Here is a 17,816-nt window from a genome sequence, read left to right as displayed (position 1 = left end):
GTAGCCGATCCGCACGAGGCGCGCCAGGCGGCGCGATGAGGTGTTGCCCCTGCCGCCCGCGCCGCTAGGCTGGAGGCATGTTTACCATCGAGCACGAATTCGACACCACGGTCATCACCTTGATCGACCAGGGCACCGCGCCGTTGCAGGAGGATGTGATCGTCCATTCCTTTGCCGAATGCATCACCGTCGAGCAATACGACGCCCGCACCGACAGCGTGGTCAAGATCACGCTCTCCATCGATCAGATGCATGACCTCGCCGCAGCCATCGACCTGCCCGAGGGCGTCTACGTCCGCAAGGAGGACTGACATGCCGCGCACCGCGCTTTACTGGGACGAGCGCTGCTTCTGGCACGCCGGCGCGCATTACGCCGGCACCCTGCCGGTCGGCGGGTTCGTGCAACCCCAGCCAGACGGATTGCCCGACAGCCCCGAGACCAAACGTCGGTTTCTCAACCTCTGCCATGTCAGCGGCATCGTCGCGGACCTGTCCTTGCGCGGCGCAGGCCCGGCCACCGACACCGACCTCGCGCGGGTGCACACCGCGGACTACCTCTCCGAGTTCAAACGCGTGTCGGACGCCGGCGGCGGCGAGATCGGCCTGCGCACCCCCTTCGGGCCCGGCGGATACGAGATCGCCAAGCACTCCGCGGGACTGGCCAAGGCCGCCATCCTCGACGTCGCACGCGGTGACATCCAGAACGCCTACGCGCTCTCCCGCCCGCCGGGCCATCACTGCACCGCAGACTGGGCCAACGGCTTTTGCCTTTTGAACAACATCGCCATCGGGATCGAGGCCGCGCGCGCCGAGGGCCTTGCCCAGCGTATCGCGGTGGTCGACTGGGACGTGCACCACGGCAACGGGACTGAGGCGATCTTTTGGAACGACCCGGACGTGCTGACCGTCTCACTCCATCAGGAGCGCAACTACCCGCTCGACACCGGCGCGCCGGACGCCACAGGTGGCCCGAACGCGCCCGGCACAAACGTCAACATCCCCCTGCCGCAGGGGAGCGGCCATGCCGCCATCCTCGACGCCTTCGACCGGATCGTCCTGCCGCGCCTCGCCACCTTCAAGCCCGACCTGATCATCGTCGCCTGCGGCTTCGACGCCGCCGCGCCCGACCCGCTGAGCGCCACGCTCGCAACCTCCGAAACCTTCCGTCTGATGACGCACGGCATCATGGGCGCTGCAGACTCGCTTTGCGGGGGCAAGCTGGTTCTGGTGCACGAGGGCGGGTATTCCGAGGTCTACGTCCCCTTTTGCGGTCACGCCACGCTCGAAGAGCTGTCCGGCAGCAGGGTCCACGTCCCCGACCCAATCCTCGCCACCTACACTGCACGCCAGCCCGGCGCGCGGTTCGACGCCTTCGCCAAGGGGTGGGTCGACGACCTCGTGGCCAAACTCGTGCCGGAGTGACCCTTGAAAGCCCGTTGCGCGCCTCCGACATCCTGAGCACCCCGGGAGATCCGATATGTCGACACCCAACCCCGCCGCGCTCGACTTTCTCCTGACGCGGCGGTCCCGCCCCTACAAGACGCTGACCGGACCCGTGCCGGACGATGCCGCGCTGGGCAAGCTGCTCACCGCGGCGGCGCGCACGCCGGATCACGGCAAGCTCGAGCCCTGGCGGTTCATCGTGCTGCGCGCTGCGGCCCTCACGCGGCTTGCACGCCTCGTGGCCGAACGCGGAGCGGTGCTGGGCCACGACGCGGACGAGATCGCGAAGGCGCAGCTCGCCTATCAGACCGGAGAGCTCGCCGTTGTCGTGGTCGAGGTGCAAAAGCCCTCCGCCAAGATCCCCGCCATCGAGCAAAGCTATTCCGCTGGCGCGGTCTGCCTTGCGCTGCTCAACGCCGCGCTTGCGTCGGGCTGGGGCGCGAACTGGCTTTCGGGCTGGCCGAGCCATGACCACGCCTTTTGCGAAAAGGGGCTCGGGTTGGAGGAGAGCGAACGCGTCGCCGGGATCATCTACCTCGGAACCGAAAAGGCGGCCCCGCCCGAGCGCCCGCGCCCCGACGTAGCAGCGCTCACCACCTGGGTCGACACATGATCCTGACCGCATTCTTCAAGGCGCTGGGCCAGATCGCCGACCCGGTCTTTCGCCGGGTTCTACTGCTCGGCATCGGTCTTACGATCGCGCTGCTGGTCGTCGCCTGCGCGGGGTTCATGGCGTTCCTGCAGTGGCTGGTGCAGGACAGTTTCGGCATCCCCTGGCTCGATCAGGCGACCTGGGTCGGGGACTTGCTCAACGGGGGCGCGATCCTGGTGTTCCTGATCCTGTCGGTGTTCCTGATGGTGCCGGTCGCCTCTGCGATCACCTCGATGTTCCTCGACGAGGTCGCCCGCGCGGTGGAGGCGCGCCACTACCGCCATCTGCCTCCTGCGAAGGGTGTGCCGTTCTGGACCGGGGTGCGCGACACGGTGAACTTCCTTGGCGTGCTGATTGGCGCGAACCTCTTGGCGATCATCCTCTACCTCTTCATCCCGCCTGCCGCGCTCTTCATCTTTTGGGGGATGAACGGGTTTCTGCTCGGGCGGGAGTACTTCACCCTTGCCGCCCTGCGCCGCCATGACCGCGAGACCGTGCGCGCTTTGCGCAAAGAGAACGCGGGCCGCATCTGGCTCGCCGGCGTACTGATGGCCGTGCCGCTGACGATCCCGCTGGTGAACCTGCTGATCCCGATCCTCGGCGCCGCCACGTTCACGCATCTTTATCACGCGGTGGTGCGAAGGTAGGGCTCTAGAGCGAGCGCATTGACGGGCCGCGGTGCGTCGATGCAACGGCTGTTCTAGACACCTTTACCCCTGCCAAGATCGGACAACATCCGAGCGATTGTCTGACTTCAACGTATCGACGTGCCGTGCGGGCGGCCCGTCGATGTGCGGCGGCTGCGCCTTGGTTCCGCACCGGGACATTGAACGAGCCGCCTAGCCGTCCCGGACTTGATCCGGGACCTCTCGTCTCGGCTTGAAAATATCCGCGAGGCCCCGGATCAAGTCCGGGGCGGGTGACTCTTACCCCGCGTACTCGCTGTTCCAGCGGTGGAAGAGGTCGATGTCCTCCAGCGTAATCAGCCCGAAGAAGATGATCCCCGCGATGATCACCCAAAGCACCAGCGCCACCCAGGTCGTGATCCACGCCTTGCGCTTGGTGTTGTGGACTTCCGGCGCGCCGGCGTGGGTGCCGGGCACGATCTCGCCGAGATCGCCTTGCGTCTTGACCCGGATCGGGAGGACCACGAGGAACGTCATGAACCAGATCACCGCATAAAGGACGAGCGCCGAGGTGATCCCCATCAGACCTGCTCCAACTCGACGAGGCAGCCGTTGAAATCCTTGGGATGCAGGAACAGCACCGGCTTGCCGTGCGCGCCGATCTTGGGCTCTCCGGTGCCGAGGACGCGCGCGCCGTCGGCCTTGAGCTTGTCCCGCGCCACGAGGATGTCGTCCACTTCGTAGCAGATGTGGTGGATGCCGCCCGCCGGGTTCTTGTCGAGGAAGCCCTGGATTGGAGAGGCGTCCCCCAGCGGGTAGAGCAGCTCGATCTTGGTGTTCGGCAGCTCGATGAAGACGACGGTGACACCGTGGTCCGGCTCGTCCTGCGGCGCGCCGACATTGGCGCCGAGCGTGCCGCGGTATTGCTCAGCCGCGGCCTGGAGATCCGGCACGGCAATGGCAACGTGGTTCAGGCGTCCGATCATGGCTTGCTCTCCGCTTTGCGTCCGGGCGCGGTTATGCGGTGCGGCGGGCGGGTCTGCAAGTCTGCGGGCGTTAACCTCGCATTAGCCGGGCTGCGGCATGGTGACCGCAACTGGTGGAGGTACCCATGGACGACCTGATTCATCTTGCGACGATGCCCAAGCCGACGGCGACGCGCCCTTTGCTGGGTTTGACCGTCCTTGCCGTCGAGGACAGCCGCTATGCCTGCGATGCGCTGCGGCTCTTGTGTCTGCGGTCGGGTGCGCGCATCCGGCGGGCCGATTGCCTCGCCTCGGCAGAGCGTCACCTCAAGGTGTACCGGCCCAGCGTTCTGATCGTCGATGTGGGCCTTCCCGATGGCTCCGGCCTCGACCTCATCCGCGAGACGGCTGCGAGTGCGCCGCGCATCGAGGTGATCCTCGGCTCGAGCGGTGACGACACGCAGTCCGGAGCTGTGGCAAAGGCCGGGGCGGATGGGTTCCTGGCCAAGCCGATCGTGGCGCTTGCCGAATTCCAGCAGACGCTGCTGTCCCACCTGCCGGAGATGCGCCAACCCAAGGGCCCGCGCGGGCTCAGCGAGGAGGTCGTGCAGCCCGATCCCATCGCCTTTTCCGACGACATGCTGCACCTTGCGGCGGTGCTCGAGGACCGTTCTGATATGGTGCTGCTCGACTACGCGGCGCGCTTTGCCAAGGGCGTTGCGCTGACGGCGCAGGACGACGCGCTCTACGAGGCGGCGCAGACAGCCGCGCGCGAGGTTAGCCGCGCACCGAGTGACCCGGTGTCCGTCCGCGCGTTCGGCGCTTTGGCCGATCTGGTGGCGGACCGTGTTGAGCATCGGGTGGCGATTTGAATTCGGCTTGTTGCGTATTCGTCTAAATCGAAGCCTTCGCCTGACAGGCACTGTCAGGCCGCGCCGACCCGCCCCCGTCAAACCGAGGGTTTGCCTTCGGCAAAACGGGCGGCGCGACTGCGCCACCCCTCGGGCCGGCGCGTGCACAAGTGTTTGATGAGTGCCTTTGTGTTGAGTTGTCCCCGCTGCTCGATGCCATCCACACCTAACTCAAAGCAGGATCATCGCTCGCGCGCACCAGCCGCGTGAGATCGCTGAGGCGCTCTTTTTGCGTGCCGGTCTCGTCGAAATTCGAAGGGGCCAGCCATGCGGCAAAGGCTTCCTTGAGCGCGGGCCACTCGCTGTCGATCACGGAAAACCAGGCCGTGTCGCGATTGCGGCCTTTGCTGATGGTCGCTTGCCGGAAGGTACCTTCGTAGCTGAACCCGAGGCGCTGCGCGGCGCGCCGGGAGCCGAGGTTGAGGGAGTTGCATTTCCACTCGTACCGCCGGTAGCCGGCCTCGAAGGCCCATTCCATCATCAAAAACATCGCATCCGTCGCGGCACGCGTGCCTTGCAGAGCGGGTGCAAAGTTGATGTGTCCAACCTCGATGGAGCCGTCGGTTGGCTTGATCCGCAGGAAGGATGCGACGCCGAGGTAGGCCGCGGCGGCGGTGCTGTGGACGGCGAAAAAGAACGGGTCCTGCCGCGCTTCGGTGTCGCGCACCCAGCGGTGGTATTGCGCGGAGGAGCTGAAGGGGCCGTAGGGCAAGTAACGCCAGACCCGCGTGTCGCCGTCATAGGCGCGGAAGAGCCGGGCGGCGTGGGTCTCGGCGCGAAGCGGTTCGAGCCGTGCATAGCTTCCTTTCAGGACCTCTCCCGAGGGCGCAGGCGGCACAGTGAACCCCTCGACCAGCGGTCCGATGGGGCGCGGGTCTTCACCGTCGGGGAGCATATCCTGCGTCATCGTCGTCTTTCGCCCGTGATTTGAGCAGATTACGCGTCGCAAACGCGGATGCAAGACGGATGCACATCGAGGCGTTGGGTGCGCTACAGGATCAGCCGGGGATCGGCGCCCATGTCAAGGCCGGGGAAGATCGCCGTCTCGAGCGTGCGCTGATCGAGGCCAAAGAGGCCGCGCATGATCCAGGCCGCGTGCGCGCGCACGTCGCGCGTCGGCATGAGGTCGCGGCGTCCGTAGAGGTCGGCCTCCGCCAGTCCCGGCCAGTCGGCCACGACCCGTCCTCCGCGCAGCGCGCCACCCGCAAGGATCATCGCGCCCGCCGTGCCGTGATCGGTCCCGTCCGAGCCATTGAGCCGCACCGTCCGCCCGAACTCGGTCATGGCGATCACGGTGGTCTTGGACCACGTGTCGCTGAGTCGCTTACGCAGGGTCAGCAGAGTGTCGGCCAGCCGGTTCATCGCGCGGGGCAAGGTCTGCGTCTGGCGCCTGTGCGTGTCCCATCCGTTGATGGAAAAGGCGGCGATGCGGCTGTCTTCTTTGAGCCGTTGGGCGGCGAAATCGGCGACCTTGCGGTGTGCGGCGCCCTGGCGGGCCTGGGCCATCTCCTCGACCATGCCGTCCATCGACATCTCGCTAGGCGCTGCTGTCAGGCTGGTGCCGTCGCCGTCGGCCAGCTCGAACGCCTCGGCCATCGCGTCGCGAAAGGCCGGATCGTCGTGCATGATGAGGTCCGCAAGCAGCAGCGCCTGGGGCGAGATCGCGAGGTCGATGTCGGGTGACCACCGGGCGATGGGTGCCTCGCCGCGGGTCAGGTACATTTCCCCCTGGCCGATGGCGTAGGCGGTGTCGGTCCGCAGCCCCGGCACGGTCTGCAGCATCCTGTTCAGCCAGCCGTCGCGCGCGGTGACGCCGTCCGTCTCTCCGGTGCCGGCCTCGAGGATGTCCTGCCCGTCAAAGTGGCTGCGCTTGTCACGGTACGGGGTGGAGACGGCGTGTACGAAGCTGAGCTCTTGCGCTTGCCAGAGCGGTAAGAGCGGCGCGAAGGCCGGGTGCATGGCGTAGAACCCGTCGAGGTCGATGGCACCCTCGTCAAGCGCGCCGCGCAGGGCGCTGTAGCCGGGATCACCGTAGGGGGCGATGGCGCCGAGCCCGTCCATCCCGCCGCGCAGGATGATGACGACGAGGCGGTTGTCGAAGGGCGCGCTGGCAAAGGTGACCGGCGTCAGCAAGGGGCTGGCGGCGGCAGTGCAGCCAAGCGCGAGCGAGCGGGTGAGGAACGTGCGGCGGGAAGTGGCGGTCATGGGCAAGCGCTCCGATCAGAGGCGTTGGAAGGCGGGAGAGCAGAGGATGAGGCCGATCCCCTCCGCCCGGCTCTCGGCGGCGCGGGCGGCGAAACGGACGGCCTCCGTCGCGCGTGGGCCAAGCGCGGTCTCGACGAATTCGCGCGGGTCGGGCAGGCCACCTGTCAGCGCCGTGGGGGCAGAGACCGCCCATCGCAGGCGTGCGGCCAGCCCTTGCGCGGTGATCCAGTTGGTGTCCTCTTCGGGCAGGCCATCCGGGCCGGGTGGCTGTTCCCAGTTCTGACCCATCTGCGCCATCGGCTGCCGGATCAGCGCGAGCATCTCGCGCTCGTCCAGCCGGTCAAAGTGGTGCGGCGCGACGCCCAGCGCGCGGCAGGCCGATGCGATGAAATCGAAGGGCTGTTTGACGTTGGGCGCGGTGTCGTCCCACGCCGTGGGGTGGGCGAGCATCGCTTCGGTGACGGCGTAGAGGTCGCCGCCGGTGTCGAGGAACCGGGTCTCGAGCGCTCTGACGAGCTCCGGGTCAGGTGTGTCGGACACGAAGTGGGTGGCCAGTTTGCTGGCGATATGGCGCGCGGTTGCGGGGTGGCGGGCGAGGTCACGCAGGGCGGCGTCGATTGCGGCAAACGTTTCGTTCCCGCCGCCGTAGGTGCGCCCGAGGATGGTCTCCGCGCCCGGCTCTGCGAGCGGTTTGCGATAGTTGAACCCGTTTGGTGCCTGTACCGACATGCCGGTGAAAAGCTCGGCCAGCTGGCGCACGTCGGCCTGGGTGTAGGGCCCTTGCGCGCCGAGCGTGTGCAGCTCGAGCACCTCGCGGGCGAGGTTTTCGTTGAGGCCGGCGGTGCGCCCCTTGGCTTGGCGTCTAAGGCCCATCTCGGAGTTGGGACCCATGGCACCGTCCTGGTCGAGGTACATGAGCATTAGAGGCGCGGTGACGGCGGCGATCAGGAGGTCCTCGAACCGTCCGGCGATGTGGGGGCGGATTGCAGTCTCGACGTAAGGTGTCGTGCCGAACCGGGCGACGCCGCCCTTGCCCATCGCGGTGAAGTGATCCGCCCAGAAGCCGACCATGCGCTCGCGCAGGCCCTGCCGGGTGTGCGTGCGGCGCAGGATGTGCGTGCCGAGCCAGCGCATCCGGTCTTCGCGCGCATAGCGGCGAAAGACGTTGGTGGCCTTGCGGGCAACTTCGAAGTCGTCGGTGCCGCGGGCGCGGCGGCGGGCACGCACCAGGTCGCGGTAGTCGGCCATGCGCACGAGGAAGGCGTCGAAATCCTCGACCGGAAAGGCCGCGGCGATGCGGTCGGGGCCTGCGATCTCGGCCAGCAGGGCGTCCGGTGAGGTCGGAGCGGCGATGTCGGGCGACAGGCCGCAGCCAAAGCGGATCGCGGCGGTGGTCGGGTCAAAGGGCACGGCGTCCTCCGGTCAGAGCCTGCCCAGAAGATAGGAATGCAAAAGCGGCATCAAAACGGGAAAAGTCCTGCAACTTTGAGACAAGCGGGGATCAGCGCACTGGAAAGGGCGCGCGGGTTCCTCTAACGTTCCGCAACACACTTGGAGCGATGATGACCGACACGCCCGCACATCAAGCATCTGGCGACCTGCGTGCCTTCCTCGACGGGGCGCGGTTCGGCTGCGTGATGGCGGACCCGCCGTGGCGGTTCACCAACCGCACGGGCAAGGTCGCGCCCGAGCACAAGCGGCTGGCGCGCTATCCGACGATGACTGTGGAGGACATTTGCGCACTGCCGGTGGCGAACCACCTCGAGGACCGCGCGCATTGCTACATGTGGGTGCCGAATGCGCTCTTGCCGGAGGGATTGCAGGTGCTGAGCGCATGGGGCTTTACCTACAAGTCGAACATCATCTGGCACAAGGTGCGCAAGGATGGCGGCTCGGACGGGCGCGGGGTGGGGTTCTACTTTCGCAACGTGACAGAGATCCTGCTCTTTGGCACGCGGGGCAAGAACGTACGCACGCTGCCGCCGGGACGGCGTCAGGTGAACATGCTGCAGACCCGCAAGCGCGAGCATTCCCGCAAGCCTGACGAGCAGTACGAGCTGATCGAGGGGTGCTCCTGGGGGCCGTATCTCGAGCTTTTCGGGCGCGGGCAGCGCGAGGGCTGGACGGTCTGGGGCAATCAGGCGGACGCTGATTACAAACCGACGTGGAAGACCTACGCCTACAATTCCGGGGTGGCTGCGGAGTGATCCCGAGGGGGATGGGTGCGAGCACCCATCCTACGGGAAGCGCGGCAAAGTAGGATGGGTGATCTCACCCATCCTCCGTCACGATTGAGGCGGGCAGGCCGATCAGCAGCAGGGGGCAGGGGTTGCCGACGCCGCGCGCGATGCGGTCGGTGAGTTTGGACCAGTGCGTGGTTGCGATGCCGTATTTGTCAGCCACGAAGAATCGCGCGAAGGCGGCCGGGAAATCTGCACCGGCAGCCATGGCGCGCTCTACCGAGGTGCGCTGGCGAGCCGTGCGGTCCTTCATCCCCAGGTGCAACAGGTCCGCCTCTTCGGCGACATCGTGCGCGCGCAGGTATGTCTCGACGATCCGGGTCAGGCCCGCCTGCAGCGCGGCGCCGCGGGTCACCACGATCCCGGCGCTGATGATCGACTGGGCGTGCAGGCGCTGGAAGTTCTCGAGGTCCCGGTCAAAGAACGGGTCCTTGTTGTTCCATTCGATCTCGAGCGCCAGACGGCCGGCCTTGGCCTGTTTGACGTGGTCGATCTCGTGGCTGGTGCCGCCGCCGAGCGCGACCCCGTCCACCGTCGTTTCGATCCGAAAGTTGTGCTTGAGCCAGCCGGCGTCACTGAGCACGCGGCGGATGCGCTGTGTCGAGGGCGCCTCGCCGCCGCCGGACCCGATCAGCTCTGCCGCCGACATGCGCGTGCTGGCGAGGAGGGAGACCAGCGTCTCCGTCTCCTCGGGGAAGTCGACCTGCAGCACTGCCTCGGCGTGGTTGCGCACCAGCACGTCAAACCCCAGCGCGCGCAGCCGGTCGAACATCGCCTACTCCTGCGGGATCACCCGCAGACCCAGCTCCATCAGCTGATCCGACATCGGATCGGAGGGCGCGTTCATCATCAGGTCTTCGGCGCGTTGGTTCATCGGGAACATGATGACCTCGCGGATGTTCTGCGTCTCGGCGAGCAGCATCACGATCCGGTCGATGCCCGCCGCACAGCCGCCGTGGGGCGGCGCGCCGTACTGGAAGGCATTGACCATGCCGCCAAAGCGCTTCTCGACTTCGTCCCTGCCGTAGCCTGCGATCTCGAACGCCTTGAACATGATCTCGGGGCGGTGGTTCCGGATGGCGCCGGAGACAAGCTCGTAGCCGTTGCACGCGAGGTCGTACTGGTAGCCGAGCACGTCGAGCGGGTTGCCTTCGAGCGCCGCCATCCCGCCCTGCGGCATGGAGAAGGGGTTGTGCTCGAAGTCGATCTTGCCAGTCTCTTCGTCCGCCTCGTAGATCGGGAAGTCCACGATCCAGGCAAAGGCGAAACGGTCTTTGTCGGTGAGGTTCAGCTCCTCGCCGATGACGTCGCGCGCTTTGCCGGCCACTTTTTCAAAGCTAGAGGGTTTGCCGCCGAGGAAGAACGCCGCGTCGCCAACATCGAGGCCAAGCTGCTGACGGATTGCCTCTGTGCGCTCGGGACCGATGTTCTTGGCCAGGGGACCTGCGGCTTCATTGCCAAGGGTGATCTCGCCCGATTTGATCAGTGCGTTGACCTCCTTGACGGTGATCCCGCGCTCTTGCGCGATACTGTCCGGGGATTGCTTGCGCCAGAAGATGTAGCCCATCCCCGGCAGGCCTTCTTTCTGGGCGAAGGCGTTCATGCGGTCGCAGAACTTGCGCGAGCCGCCGGTGGGGGCGGGGATGGCGCGGATTTGCGTGCCGTCCTGCTCGAGCAGCTTGGCAAAGATCGCAAAGCCCGACCCGGCAAAGTGCTCGGAGACGACTTGCATCTTGATCGGGTTGCGCAGGTCCGGCTTGTCCGTGCCGTACCAGAGCGCCGCGTCGCGGTAAGAGATCTGCTCCCACGTCTGATCCACCTTCTTGCCGCCGCCGAACTCTTCGAAAATGCCGGTCAGCACGGGCTGGATCGTGTCGAAGACGTCCTGCTGCTCGACGAACGACATCTCGAGGTCAAGCTGGTAGAAATCGGTCGGCGAGCGGTCCGCGCGCGGGTCTTCGTCCCGGAAGCAGGGCGCGATCTGGAAGTACTTGTCGAAACCCGACACCATGATCAACTGCTTGAATTGCTGCGGTGCCTGCGGGAGCGCGTAGAACTTGCCCGGATGCAGGCGCGACGGCACGAGAAAGTCGCGCGCGCCCTCGGGCGAGGAGGCCGTGATGATCGGCGTCTGATACTCGCGGAACCCCTTGTCCCACATGCGGCGGCGCATGGAGGCAACCACGTCCGAACGGAGCGTCATGTTGCGCTGCATCACCTCGCGGCGCAGGTCGAGGTAGCGGTATTTGAGGCGCGTCTCCTCGGGGTACTCCTGATCGCCGAACACCATGAGCGGCAGCTCTTCGGACTTACCCAGCACCTCCATGTCGCGGACAAAGACTTCGATCTCGCCGGTCGCGATCTTGGGGTTGATGAGGCTCTCGTCGCGCGCTTTCACGGTGCCGTCGATGCGGATGCACCATTCAGAGCGGACCTTTTCGACTTCGGCGAAGACCGGGCTGTCGGGGTCGCAGAGCACTTGCGTCACGCCGTAATGGTCGCGCAGGTCGATAAAGAGCACCCCGCCGTGGTCGCGCACGCGGTGCACCCAGCCCGAGAGCCGCACGGTGTCGCCCACATGGCTGGCGTTCAGATCGGCGCAGGAATGGCTGCGGTAGGCGTGCATGGCGTGGCCTTTCAAGGGAAGCGCGCCCGAAGCGCGCAGGTCGCGCCGATACAAACGAGGCAGCGCGGCTTGTCAAGCGGATGGGGCGGCCTGCCAGGGAACGCTCCCCTTTGACAGGGCGTTTTCGCAGACGTTAACCTTTTGCTATCCACGCCAAGACCACCACGAGACACGTTGTTATGTGGGACAAGATACTCGACCGCTTTCTCCGCCACCTCATCACCCGCGGCGCCCTGACCGTGATTTGGCCAGATGGGCATCGCAAGACCTACGGACCCGGCGGGGACATGTTGTCGACCGTGCGCCTCAAGGACGACGCGCTGGTCAAGGCGCTGTGCCTCGACCCGGACCTCGCGCTGGGCGAGGGGTACATGGACGAGCGTGTGGTGATCGAGGAGGGTGATCTGCGCGACTTCATCCTCCTGGTGCTGCGCAATCGTCAGGGTCCGGACGTACCCTTTCTGGCAAAGGCGCTCCTCAAGACGCGGTTTGCGCTGCTGCGCGTCAGTCAGGCGAACCGGATCGGCCGGGCCAAGGACAACGTCGCGCATCATTATGACCTGAGCGACGACCTCTACGATCTCTTTCTCGACACCGACAAGCAGTACAGCTGTGCCTACTGGTCAGATCCGGGTATGACGCTCGAGGAGGCGCAGCTGGCGAAAAAGCGGCACATCGCGCGCAAGCTGCGGATCGAGTCGGGCCAGCGCGTGCTCGACATCGGTTGCGGCTGGGGCGGGATGGGCCTGACACTGGCCAAGGAGTTCGGCGCAGAGGTCGTCGGCGTGACGCTCAGCGCCCGCCAGCACGCCGTCGCCTGCCAGAGGGCCGAGGCAGCCGGGCTGTCCGGCCAGGTCGATTTCCGCCTGCAGGATTACCGCACGCTCAAAGGTCCGTTCGACCGGATCGTCTCGGTCGGGATGCTCGAACACGTGGGCGCGCCGAACTACGGGGAGTATTTTGCCAAGGTCAAAGACCTGCTCGACGAAGACGGGATTGCGCTGATCCACACCATCGGGCGCTGCGCGCCTCCGGGAGCGCAATCAAGCTGGATCGCCAAGTACATCTTTCCCGGCGGGTACATCCCGTCGCTGTCCCAACTCGCCCACGCCACCGAGGCCGCGCAACTGTGGATCGCGGACCTCGAGGTCTGGCGCGAACACTACGCCACGACGCTGGCCGAATGGCGCGCCCGGTTCGAGGCGCGCGTGGACGAGGTGGAGGCGATGTACGATGCCCGCTTCGTGCGGATGTGGCGCTATTATCTGGTGATCTGCGAATGCGCATTCCTGTCACAGCCGCAGGCGGTGTTCCACCTGCAGCTGTCACGCAGGATGATGGCAGTCCCCAAGACGCGGGACTACCTCTATGCCGAAAAGTTACTCGCCGATCAGGCTGCGAGCGGCTGAGCGCGCAGCGCGTCGAGCGGCGTTGTCAGCAGCTCCGCCTTCTCCGGCAGCGCCCGCCCCTCGGCCATAGCGCCAGGATAGACGAACGTGCGGACACCGGCGCCAAGTGCCGCGCCAGCGCTTTCGGGGGTGTCCTCGATGGCCACGGCGTCCGAGGCCGTAACGTCGAGCGCGTCCAGCGCATCATGGTAGATGTCAGGCGCGGGCTTGCCCTCCGCCACGCGGTCGATGTTCCCAACGTAGTCGAAAATGTCGAGCGACAGCTGCTCTTTGAGCGCGCCGGCGATCAACGCGATCTGCCGGGTCGAGGTCGCGGTGACAAAGCCGAGCTTCATCTCGGCCACACGTGCCTCGGCGAGGAGGTCCCCGATCCCCGGGCGGAGTGTCAGCCCGTGTGTGTCCACCAGCCGCTCATAGGCGGCGACCTTGGCCTCGTAGATGGCGTCCGCCGGCACGCCGATGCCGCGGCTCTCGGCATAGGCGACGATGCGGTTACGCCCGCCCTGGGTGCGCAGCAGGCACTTGTACTCCTCGGCATCCCACGCCCAGTCCAGGCCGTGCTCGGCAAAGGCGGCGTTGAACGCCTGGCGTTGCAGGTCGGAGCTTTCGGTCAGCACCCCGATGGATCCGATCAAAAGTGTCGATGCTCGTGACATGGTGCGTTCTCCTCATTCCTTTGACGCGAACGTAGAGCGGCCTGCCCGGGTTCCCAGCGCGTGGGCAATTCGGGCGCAAAACGGAGGGCCAAGATATTGCGCCCGAGCGCCTTGCGCGCCGGTCCGCGATCCCTATAAGGCAGGACAATTTGGCTCCGTCCGGGGCGCACAAGACGAGGGTCCGACATGCCGAAACGTACCGACATCCAGTCGATCATGATCATCGGAGCCGGCCCCATCGTCATCGGCCAGGCGTGCGAGTTCGACTACTCCGGCGCGCAAGCCTGCAAGGCGCTGCGGGAAGAGGGGTACCGGGTGATCCTCGTCAACTCGAACCCGGCGACCATTATGACCGACCCGGGCCTTGCCGACGCGACCTACATCGAGCCCATCACGCCCGAGGTCGTCGCCAAGATCATCGAGAAAGAGCGGCCTGATGCGCTCCTCCCGACGATGGGCGGGCAGACCGGGCTGAACACGTCCCTCGCTTTGGAAGAGATGGGAGTGCTCGACAAGTTCGGGGTCGAGATGATCGGCGCCAAGCGGGACGCCATCGAGATGGCCGAGGACCGCAAGCTCTTCCGCGAGGCGATGGACAGGCTCGGGATCGAGAACCCCAAGGCCACCATCGTCACCGCGCCCAAGACGGCGAGCGGCGGCAAAGACCTCGACGCTGGCGTGCGCGAAGCCCTCGACGCGCTCGAGGAGATTGGCCTGCCCGCCATCATCCGTCCTGCCTTCACCCTTGGCGGCACCGGCGGCGGCGTCGCCTACAACCGCGCCGACTACGAGCACTTCTGCCGGTCCGGCATGGACGCCTCCCCGGTCGGGCAAATCCTCGTCGACGAGTCGCTCCTCGGCTGGAAGGAGTTCGAGATGGAGGTTGTCCGCGACCGCGCCGACAACGCCATCATCGTCTGCGCCATCGAGAACGTGGACCCGATGGGCGTGCACACCGGCGACAGCATCACCGTCGCCCCGGCGCTGACGCTCACGGACAAAGAATACCAGATCATGCGCAACCACAGCATCGCCGTGCTGCGCGAGATCGGGGTCGAGACTGGCGGGTCCAACGTGCAATGGGCGATCAACCCCGTCGACGGGCGCATGGTCGTGATCGAGATGAACCCGCGTGTGTCGCGCTCCTCGGCGCTCGCCTCCAAGGCGACCGGTTTCCCGATTGCCAAGATCGCGGCCAAGCTCGCCGTGGGCTTTACCCTCGACGAGCTCGACAACGACATCACCGGCGTGACGCCCGCGTCCTTTGAGCCGACCATCGACTATGTCGTGACCAAGATCCCGCGCTTTGCCTTCGAGAAATTCCCCGGCTCCGAGCCGTACCTCACCACCGCGATGAAGTCCGTGGGGGAGGCCATGTCCATCGGGCGCACCATCCACGAGTCGCTCCAAAAAGCGCTCGCGTCGATGGAAACCGGCCTCACCGGCTTTGACGAGGTCGCCATCGAGGGCCTGCCGCAAGATAGCGCCATCGTGCTGCGCGAAGGCCCCGAAGGCACCCTGCCGCAGGTGAAGTTCGGCGCCGATGCCTCCGCCCAGCAGATGATCGACAAAGCGGTGACCCGCGCGCTGGGACAGCAAACGCCCGACCGTCTGCGTGTGATCGCCGAAGCCATGCGGTTCGGTTTCTCCGATCAGGAGATCATCGACCTGACCAAGTTCGACCCGTGGTTCCTGGCCCGCATCCGCGAGATCATGGTGGCCGAGGTCGAGACCCGCCGCGACGGCCTTCCCATGACCGAAGAGGGTCTGCGCGCACTCAAGATGATGGGCTTTACCGACGCACGCCTCGCCAAACTCACCGGAAGGGACGAGGCCAACGTGCGCCGCGCGCGCATCAACCTCGGGGTCACCGCCGTCTTCAAACGTATCGACACCTGCGCCGCCGAGTTCGAGGCGCAGACGCCCTACATGTACTCCACCTACGAGGCCCCGATGATGGGCGAGGTCGAGTGCGAGGCGCGCCCCTCGGACCGCAAAAAGGTCGTCATCCTCGGCGGCGGTCCCAACCGCATCGGGCAGGGGATCGAGTTCGACTATTGCTGCTGTCACGCCTGTTTCGCGCTCACGGACGCGGGCTACGAGACGATCATGGTCAACTGCAACCCGGAGACCGTGTCGACCGACTACGACACCTCCGACCGGCTCTATTTCGAGCCCCTGACGTTTGAACACGTCATGGAAATCCTGCGCGTCGAGCAGCAGAACGGCACGCTCCACGGCGTCATCGTCCAGTTCGGCGGCCAGACTCCCCTCAAGCTCGCCAACGCGCTTGAAGCCGAAGGCATCCCGATCCTCGGCACCACCCCCGACGCCATCGACCTCGCCGAAGACCGCGAACGGTTCCAGGCGCTTGTCAACCGCCTCGGCCTCAAACAGCCGCACAACGGCATCGCCTCCACCGATGCCGAAGCGATCAAGATCGCCGGCGATATCGGCTTCCCCCTCGTGATCCGCCCCTCCTACGTGCTGGGCGGACGCGCGATGGAGATCGTGCGCGATATGTCCCAACTCGAACGCTACATCGCCGAGGCCGTTGTGGTGTCCGGCGACAGCCCCGTCCTGCTCGACAGCTACCTCTCGGGCGCAACTGAACTCGACGTGGACGCGCTCTGCGACGGGACCGACGTGCACATCGCCGGGATCATGCAGCACATCGAGGAGGCCGGCGTGCACTCCGGCGACAGCGCCTGCTCGCTCCCGCCCTACTCGCTCTCCGCCGACGTGCTCGATGAGATCAAACGCCAGACCCGCGAGCTGGCCCTCGCCCTCAACGTGGTCGGCCTGATGAACGTCCAGTTCGCCATCAAAGGCAGCGACATCTACTTGATCGAGGTCAACCCCCGCGCCTCCCGCACCGTGCCCTTCGTGGCCAAGGCGGTGAACTCCCCCATCGCCTCCATCGCCGCGCGCGTCATGGCAGGGGAGCCTCTGGCGAACTTCGACCTGGTTGACCCGAGCATCAACACCTTTGCAGTGAAAGAGGCCGTCCTGCCCTTCGCCCGCTTCCCAGGTGTCGACACGATCCTCGGCCCCGAAATGCGCTCCACCGGCGAGGTCATGGGCGCCGACGCCACCTTTGCCCGCGCCTTTCTCAAGGCCCAGATGGGCGCAGGCACCGACCTGCCGACCGGCGGCCGCGTCTTCTTCTCGATCAAGGACGAGGACAAGACGGACGCACTCGTCGAGACCGCCCGTACCCTGTCTGGCCTCGGCTTCACCATCGTTGCCACCCGCGGCTCCGCCGCCTTCCTCGAAAAGCACGGCCTCACCTGCGAAGTGGTCAACAAAGTCTACGAAGGCCGCCCGGACATCACCGACCAGATGAAGGACGGCCGCATCGCGCTTGTCGTCAACACGACCGAAGGCATCCAAGCCGTCGAAGACAGCCGCTCCATCCGCTCCATCGCCCTCTACGACAAAATCCCCTACTACACGACCGCCGCCGGCGCCCATGCCGCCGCCATGGCGATGCAGGCCCGGGAAGAGGGGGAGGTCGGGGTGCTGGCGTTGCAGGGGTGATGCTAAATCCCATCAACAGCTTTGATCAAACACGTCGCTTCGGAGATGAGAGTCTTTTCCAGAGCCTCCATTTTTGAAATACTTTCAATGGCTACTTCCGAAGCTGTTTTTGTAGAATCTTTGGCATCTGATTCCGTTAGGGAAAACCTTGCTGACGTTCCGGCAGCAAAATTTTTTACTGCATCTGCAAATCGTGTAGCATCGATACCCACCGAAGAACATGATGCCTGAACGATGAATAGATGTTCAAAATAAGTGTCATTGGCCTTAGCAAGCTTTGGCCACACCTTCTTGCTCGAAGGTTGTTCAAAGTAGTCTGACAACTTCGAAGCATTTTCACTATAGACCTGTTTTTGCTTGTTAGCTGCGCGAATTAGCTCCTTGATCGAGCTTATTAGCTCCTTTCGTCTTTCGTCTGACCTTCGTCTTCTTGCCTCGAAGATATTGAAGAAAATCGGGGAGAATACCCCGAGCAAGGATCCGAGAGATGTGATTATTAACGCGACATCTTTAGCTTCCATGTAAGCAACGCTTTCTCATTTT

Annotated in this window: 17 protein-coding genes; 8 read left to right on the top strand and 9 right to left on the bottom strand. The window is 65.5% G+C overall.

Features of this window, described 5'->3' with window-relative positions:
* Nucleotides 1-77: 77 nt before the first annotated feature.
* Genes ACU0B3_RS10400 through ACU0B3_RS10385 form a run of 4 tightly spaced genes read left to right on the top strand, consistent with a single transcriptional unit; the run spans nucleotide 78 to nucleotide 2,742 of the window.
* The gene (locus ACU0B3_RS10400) at nucleotides 78-311 is read left to right on the top strand and encodes a hypothetical protein (protein ID WP_446260789.1); all 234 of its coding nucleotides are present in this window, start codon (nucleotides 78-80) and stop codon (nucleotides 309-311) included.
* Between the two features lies 1 nt (nucleotide 312).
* Nucleotides 313-1,422, top strand: a complete 1,110-nt coding sequence (locus tag ACU0B3_RS10395) for a class II histone deacetylase (RefSeq protein ID WP_446260788.1) — start codon at nucleotides 313-315, stop codon at nucleotides 1,420-1,422.
* A 55-nt stretch (nucleotides 1,423-1,477) separates the two neighbouring features.
* The gene (locus ACU0B3_RS10390) at nucleotides 1,478-2,056 is read left to right on the top strand and encodes a nitroreductase family protein (protein ID WP_446260787.1); all 579 of its coding nucleotides are present in this window, start codon (nucleotides 1,478-1,480) and stop codon (nucleotides 2,054-2,056) included.
* Nucleotides 2,053-2,742: an EI24 domain-containing protein gene (locus ACU0B3_RS10385; RefSeq protein WP_446260786.1), complete on the top strand. Its 690-nt coding sequence runs from the start codon at nucleotides 2,053-2,055 to the stop codon at nucleotides 2,740-2,742. The genes ACU0B3_RS10390 and ACU0B3_RS10385 overlap by 4 nt, the downstream gene beginning before the upstream one ends.
* 279 nt (nucleotides 2,743-3,021) lie before the next feature.
* On the opposite strand, the gene ACU0B3_RS10380 is transcribed toward ACU0B3_RS10385, so the two are convergent.
* Both ACU0B3_RS10380 and mce read right to left on the bottom strand, forming a co-directional pair.
* A complete protein-coding gene (locus ACU0B3_RS10380; protein WP_446260785.1) occupies nucleotides 3,022-3,303 on the bottom strand; it encodes a DUF1467 family protein in 282 nt (93 codons plus the stop codon).
* Nucleotides 3,303-3,707: a methylmalonyl-CoA epimerase gene (gene mce / locus ACU0B3_RS10375; protein ID WP_446260784.1), complete on the bottom strand. Its 405-nt coding sequence runs from the start codon at nucleotides 3,705-3,707 to the stop codon at nucleotides 3,303-3,305. The genes ACU0B3_RS10380 and mce overlap by 1 nt, the downstream gene beginning before the upstream one ends.
* 125 nt (nucleotides 3,708-3,832) lie before the next feature.
* On the opposite strand from mce, the gene ACU0B3_RS10370 reads away from it, so the two are divergent.
* Complete coding sequence (locus ACU0B3_RS10370; protein ID WP_446260783.1) at nucleotides 3,833-4,558, top strand: response regulator; 726 nt, start codon at nucleotides 3,833-3,835, stop codon at nucleotides 4,556-4,558.
* Nucleotides 4,559-4,763: 205 nt separating this feature from the next.
* Here ACU0B3_RS10370 and ACU0B3_RS10365 read toward each other — a convergent pair whose 3' ends face one another.
* The 3 genes from ACU0B3_RS10365 to ACU0B3_RS10355 all read right to left on the bottom strand — a co-directional run bounded on the left by ACU0B3_RS10365 (nucleotide 4,764) and on the right by ACU0B3_RS10355 (nucleotide 8,212).
* Complete coding sequence (locus ACU0B3_RS10365; RefSeq protein ID WP_446260782.1) at nucleotides 4,764-5,504, bottom strand: GNAT family N-acetyltransferase; 741 nt, start codon at nucleotides 5,502-5,504, stop codon at nucleotides 4,764-4,766.
* 83 nt (nucleotides 5,505-5,587) lie between these two features.
* Nucleotides 5,588-6,802 carry a DUF1501 domain-containing protein gene (locus ACU0B3_RS10360; RefSeq protein WP_446260781.1) on the bottom strand — a complete coding sequence of 405 codons (1,215 nt, stop codon included), beginning with the start codon at nucleotides 6,800-6,802 and terminating at the stop codon, nucleotides 5,588-5,590.
* A 15-nt stretch (nucleotides 6,803-6,817) separates the two neighbouring features.
* Nucleotides 6,818-8,212, bottom strand: a complete 1,395-nt coding sequence (locus ACU0B3_RS10355) for a DUF1800 domain-containing protein (RefSeq protein WP_446260780.1) — start codon at nucleotides 8,210-8,212, stop codon at nucleotides 6,818-6,820.
* Nucleotides 8,213-8,364: 152 nt separating this feature from the next.
* Between ACU0B3_RS10355 and ACU0B3_RS10350 the strand changes: the two genes are divergently transcribed.
* Nucleotides 8,365-9,009, top strand: a complete 645-nt coding sequence (locus tag ACU0B3_RS10350; protein ID WP_446260779.1) for an MT-A70 family methyltransferase — start codon at nucleotides 8,365-8,367, stop codon at nucleotides 9,007-9,009.
* 64 nt (nucleotides 9,010-9,073) lie between these two features.
* Here the strand turns inward: ACU0B3_RS10350 and ACU0B3_RS10345 are convergent, their stop codons facing one another.
* Nucleotides 9,074-9,814, bottom strand: coding sequence for a BglII/BstYI family type II restriction endonuclease (locus ACU0B3_RS10345; RefSeq protein ID WP_446260778.1), 741 nt, complete (start codon nucleotides 9,812-9,814; stop codon nucleotides 9,074-9,076).
* Between the two features lie 3 nt (nucleotides 9,815-9,817).
* Entirely contained in the window at nucleotides 9,818-11,668 is a 1,851-nt protein-coding gene (aspS, locus tag ACU0B3_RS10340) for an aspartate--tRNA ligase (RefSeq protein ID WP_446260777.1), read from the bottom strand.
* A gap of 179 nt (nucleotides 11,669-11,847) precedes the next feature.
* Between aspS and ACU0B3_RS10335 the strand changes: the two genes are divergently transcribed.
* A complete protein-coding gene (locus ACU0B3_RS10335) occupies nucleotides 11,848-13,077 on the top strand; it encodes a class I SAM-dependent methyltransferase (protein ID WP_446260776.1) in 1,230 nt (409 codons plus the stop codon).
* On the opposite strand, the gene ACU0B3_RS10330 is transcribed toward ACU0B3_RS10335, so the two are convergent.
* A complete protein-coding gene (locus ACU0B3_RS10330; RefSeq protein WP_446260775.1) occupies nucleotides 13,059-13,733 on the bottom strand; it encodes an HAD-IA family hydrolase in 675 nt (224 codons plus the stop codon). The genes ACU0B3_RS10335 and ACU0B3_RS10330 overlap by 19 nt on opposite strands.
* 186 nt (nucleotides 13,734-13,919) lie before the next feature.
* Between ACU0B3_RS10330 and carB the strand changes: the two genes are divergently transcribed.
* The gene (gene carB, locus ACU0B3_RS10325) at nucleotides 13,920-17,273 is read left to right on the top strand and encodes a carbamoyl-phosphate synthase large subunit (protein WP_446260774.1); all 3,354 of its coding nucleotides are present in this window, start codon (nucleotides 13,920-13,922) and stop codon (nucleotides 17,271-17,273) included.
* A gap of 2 nt (nucleotides 17,274-17,275) precedes the next feature.
* Here carB and ACU0B3_RS10320 read toward each other — a convergent pair whose 3' ends face one another.
* Nucleotides 17,276-17,794, bottom strand: coding sequence for a hypothetical protein (locus ACU0B3_RS10320; RefSeq protein ID WP_446260773.1), 519 nt, complete (start codon nucleotides 17,792-17,794; stop codon nucleotides 17,276-17,278).
* Nucleotides 17,795-17,816 lie beyond the last annotated feature (22 nt).

Source organism: Pseudaestuariivita sp., from assembly GCF_052825805.1.
Note: the sequence above shows the minus strand (reverse complement) of the source record. Positions and strands in the feature narration are given on the sequence as shown.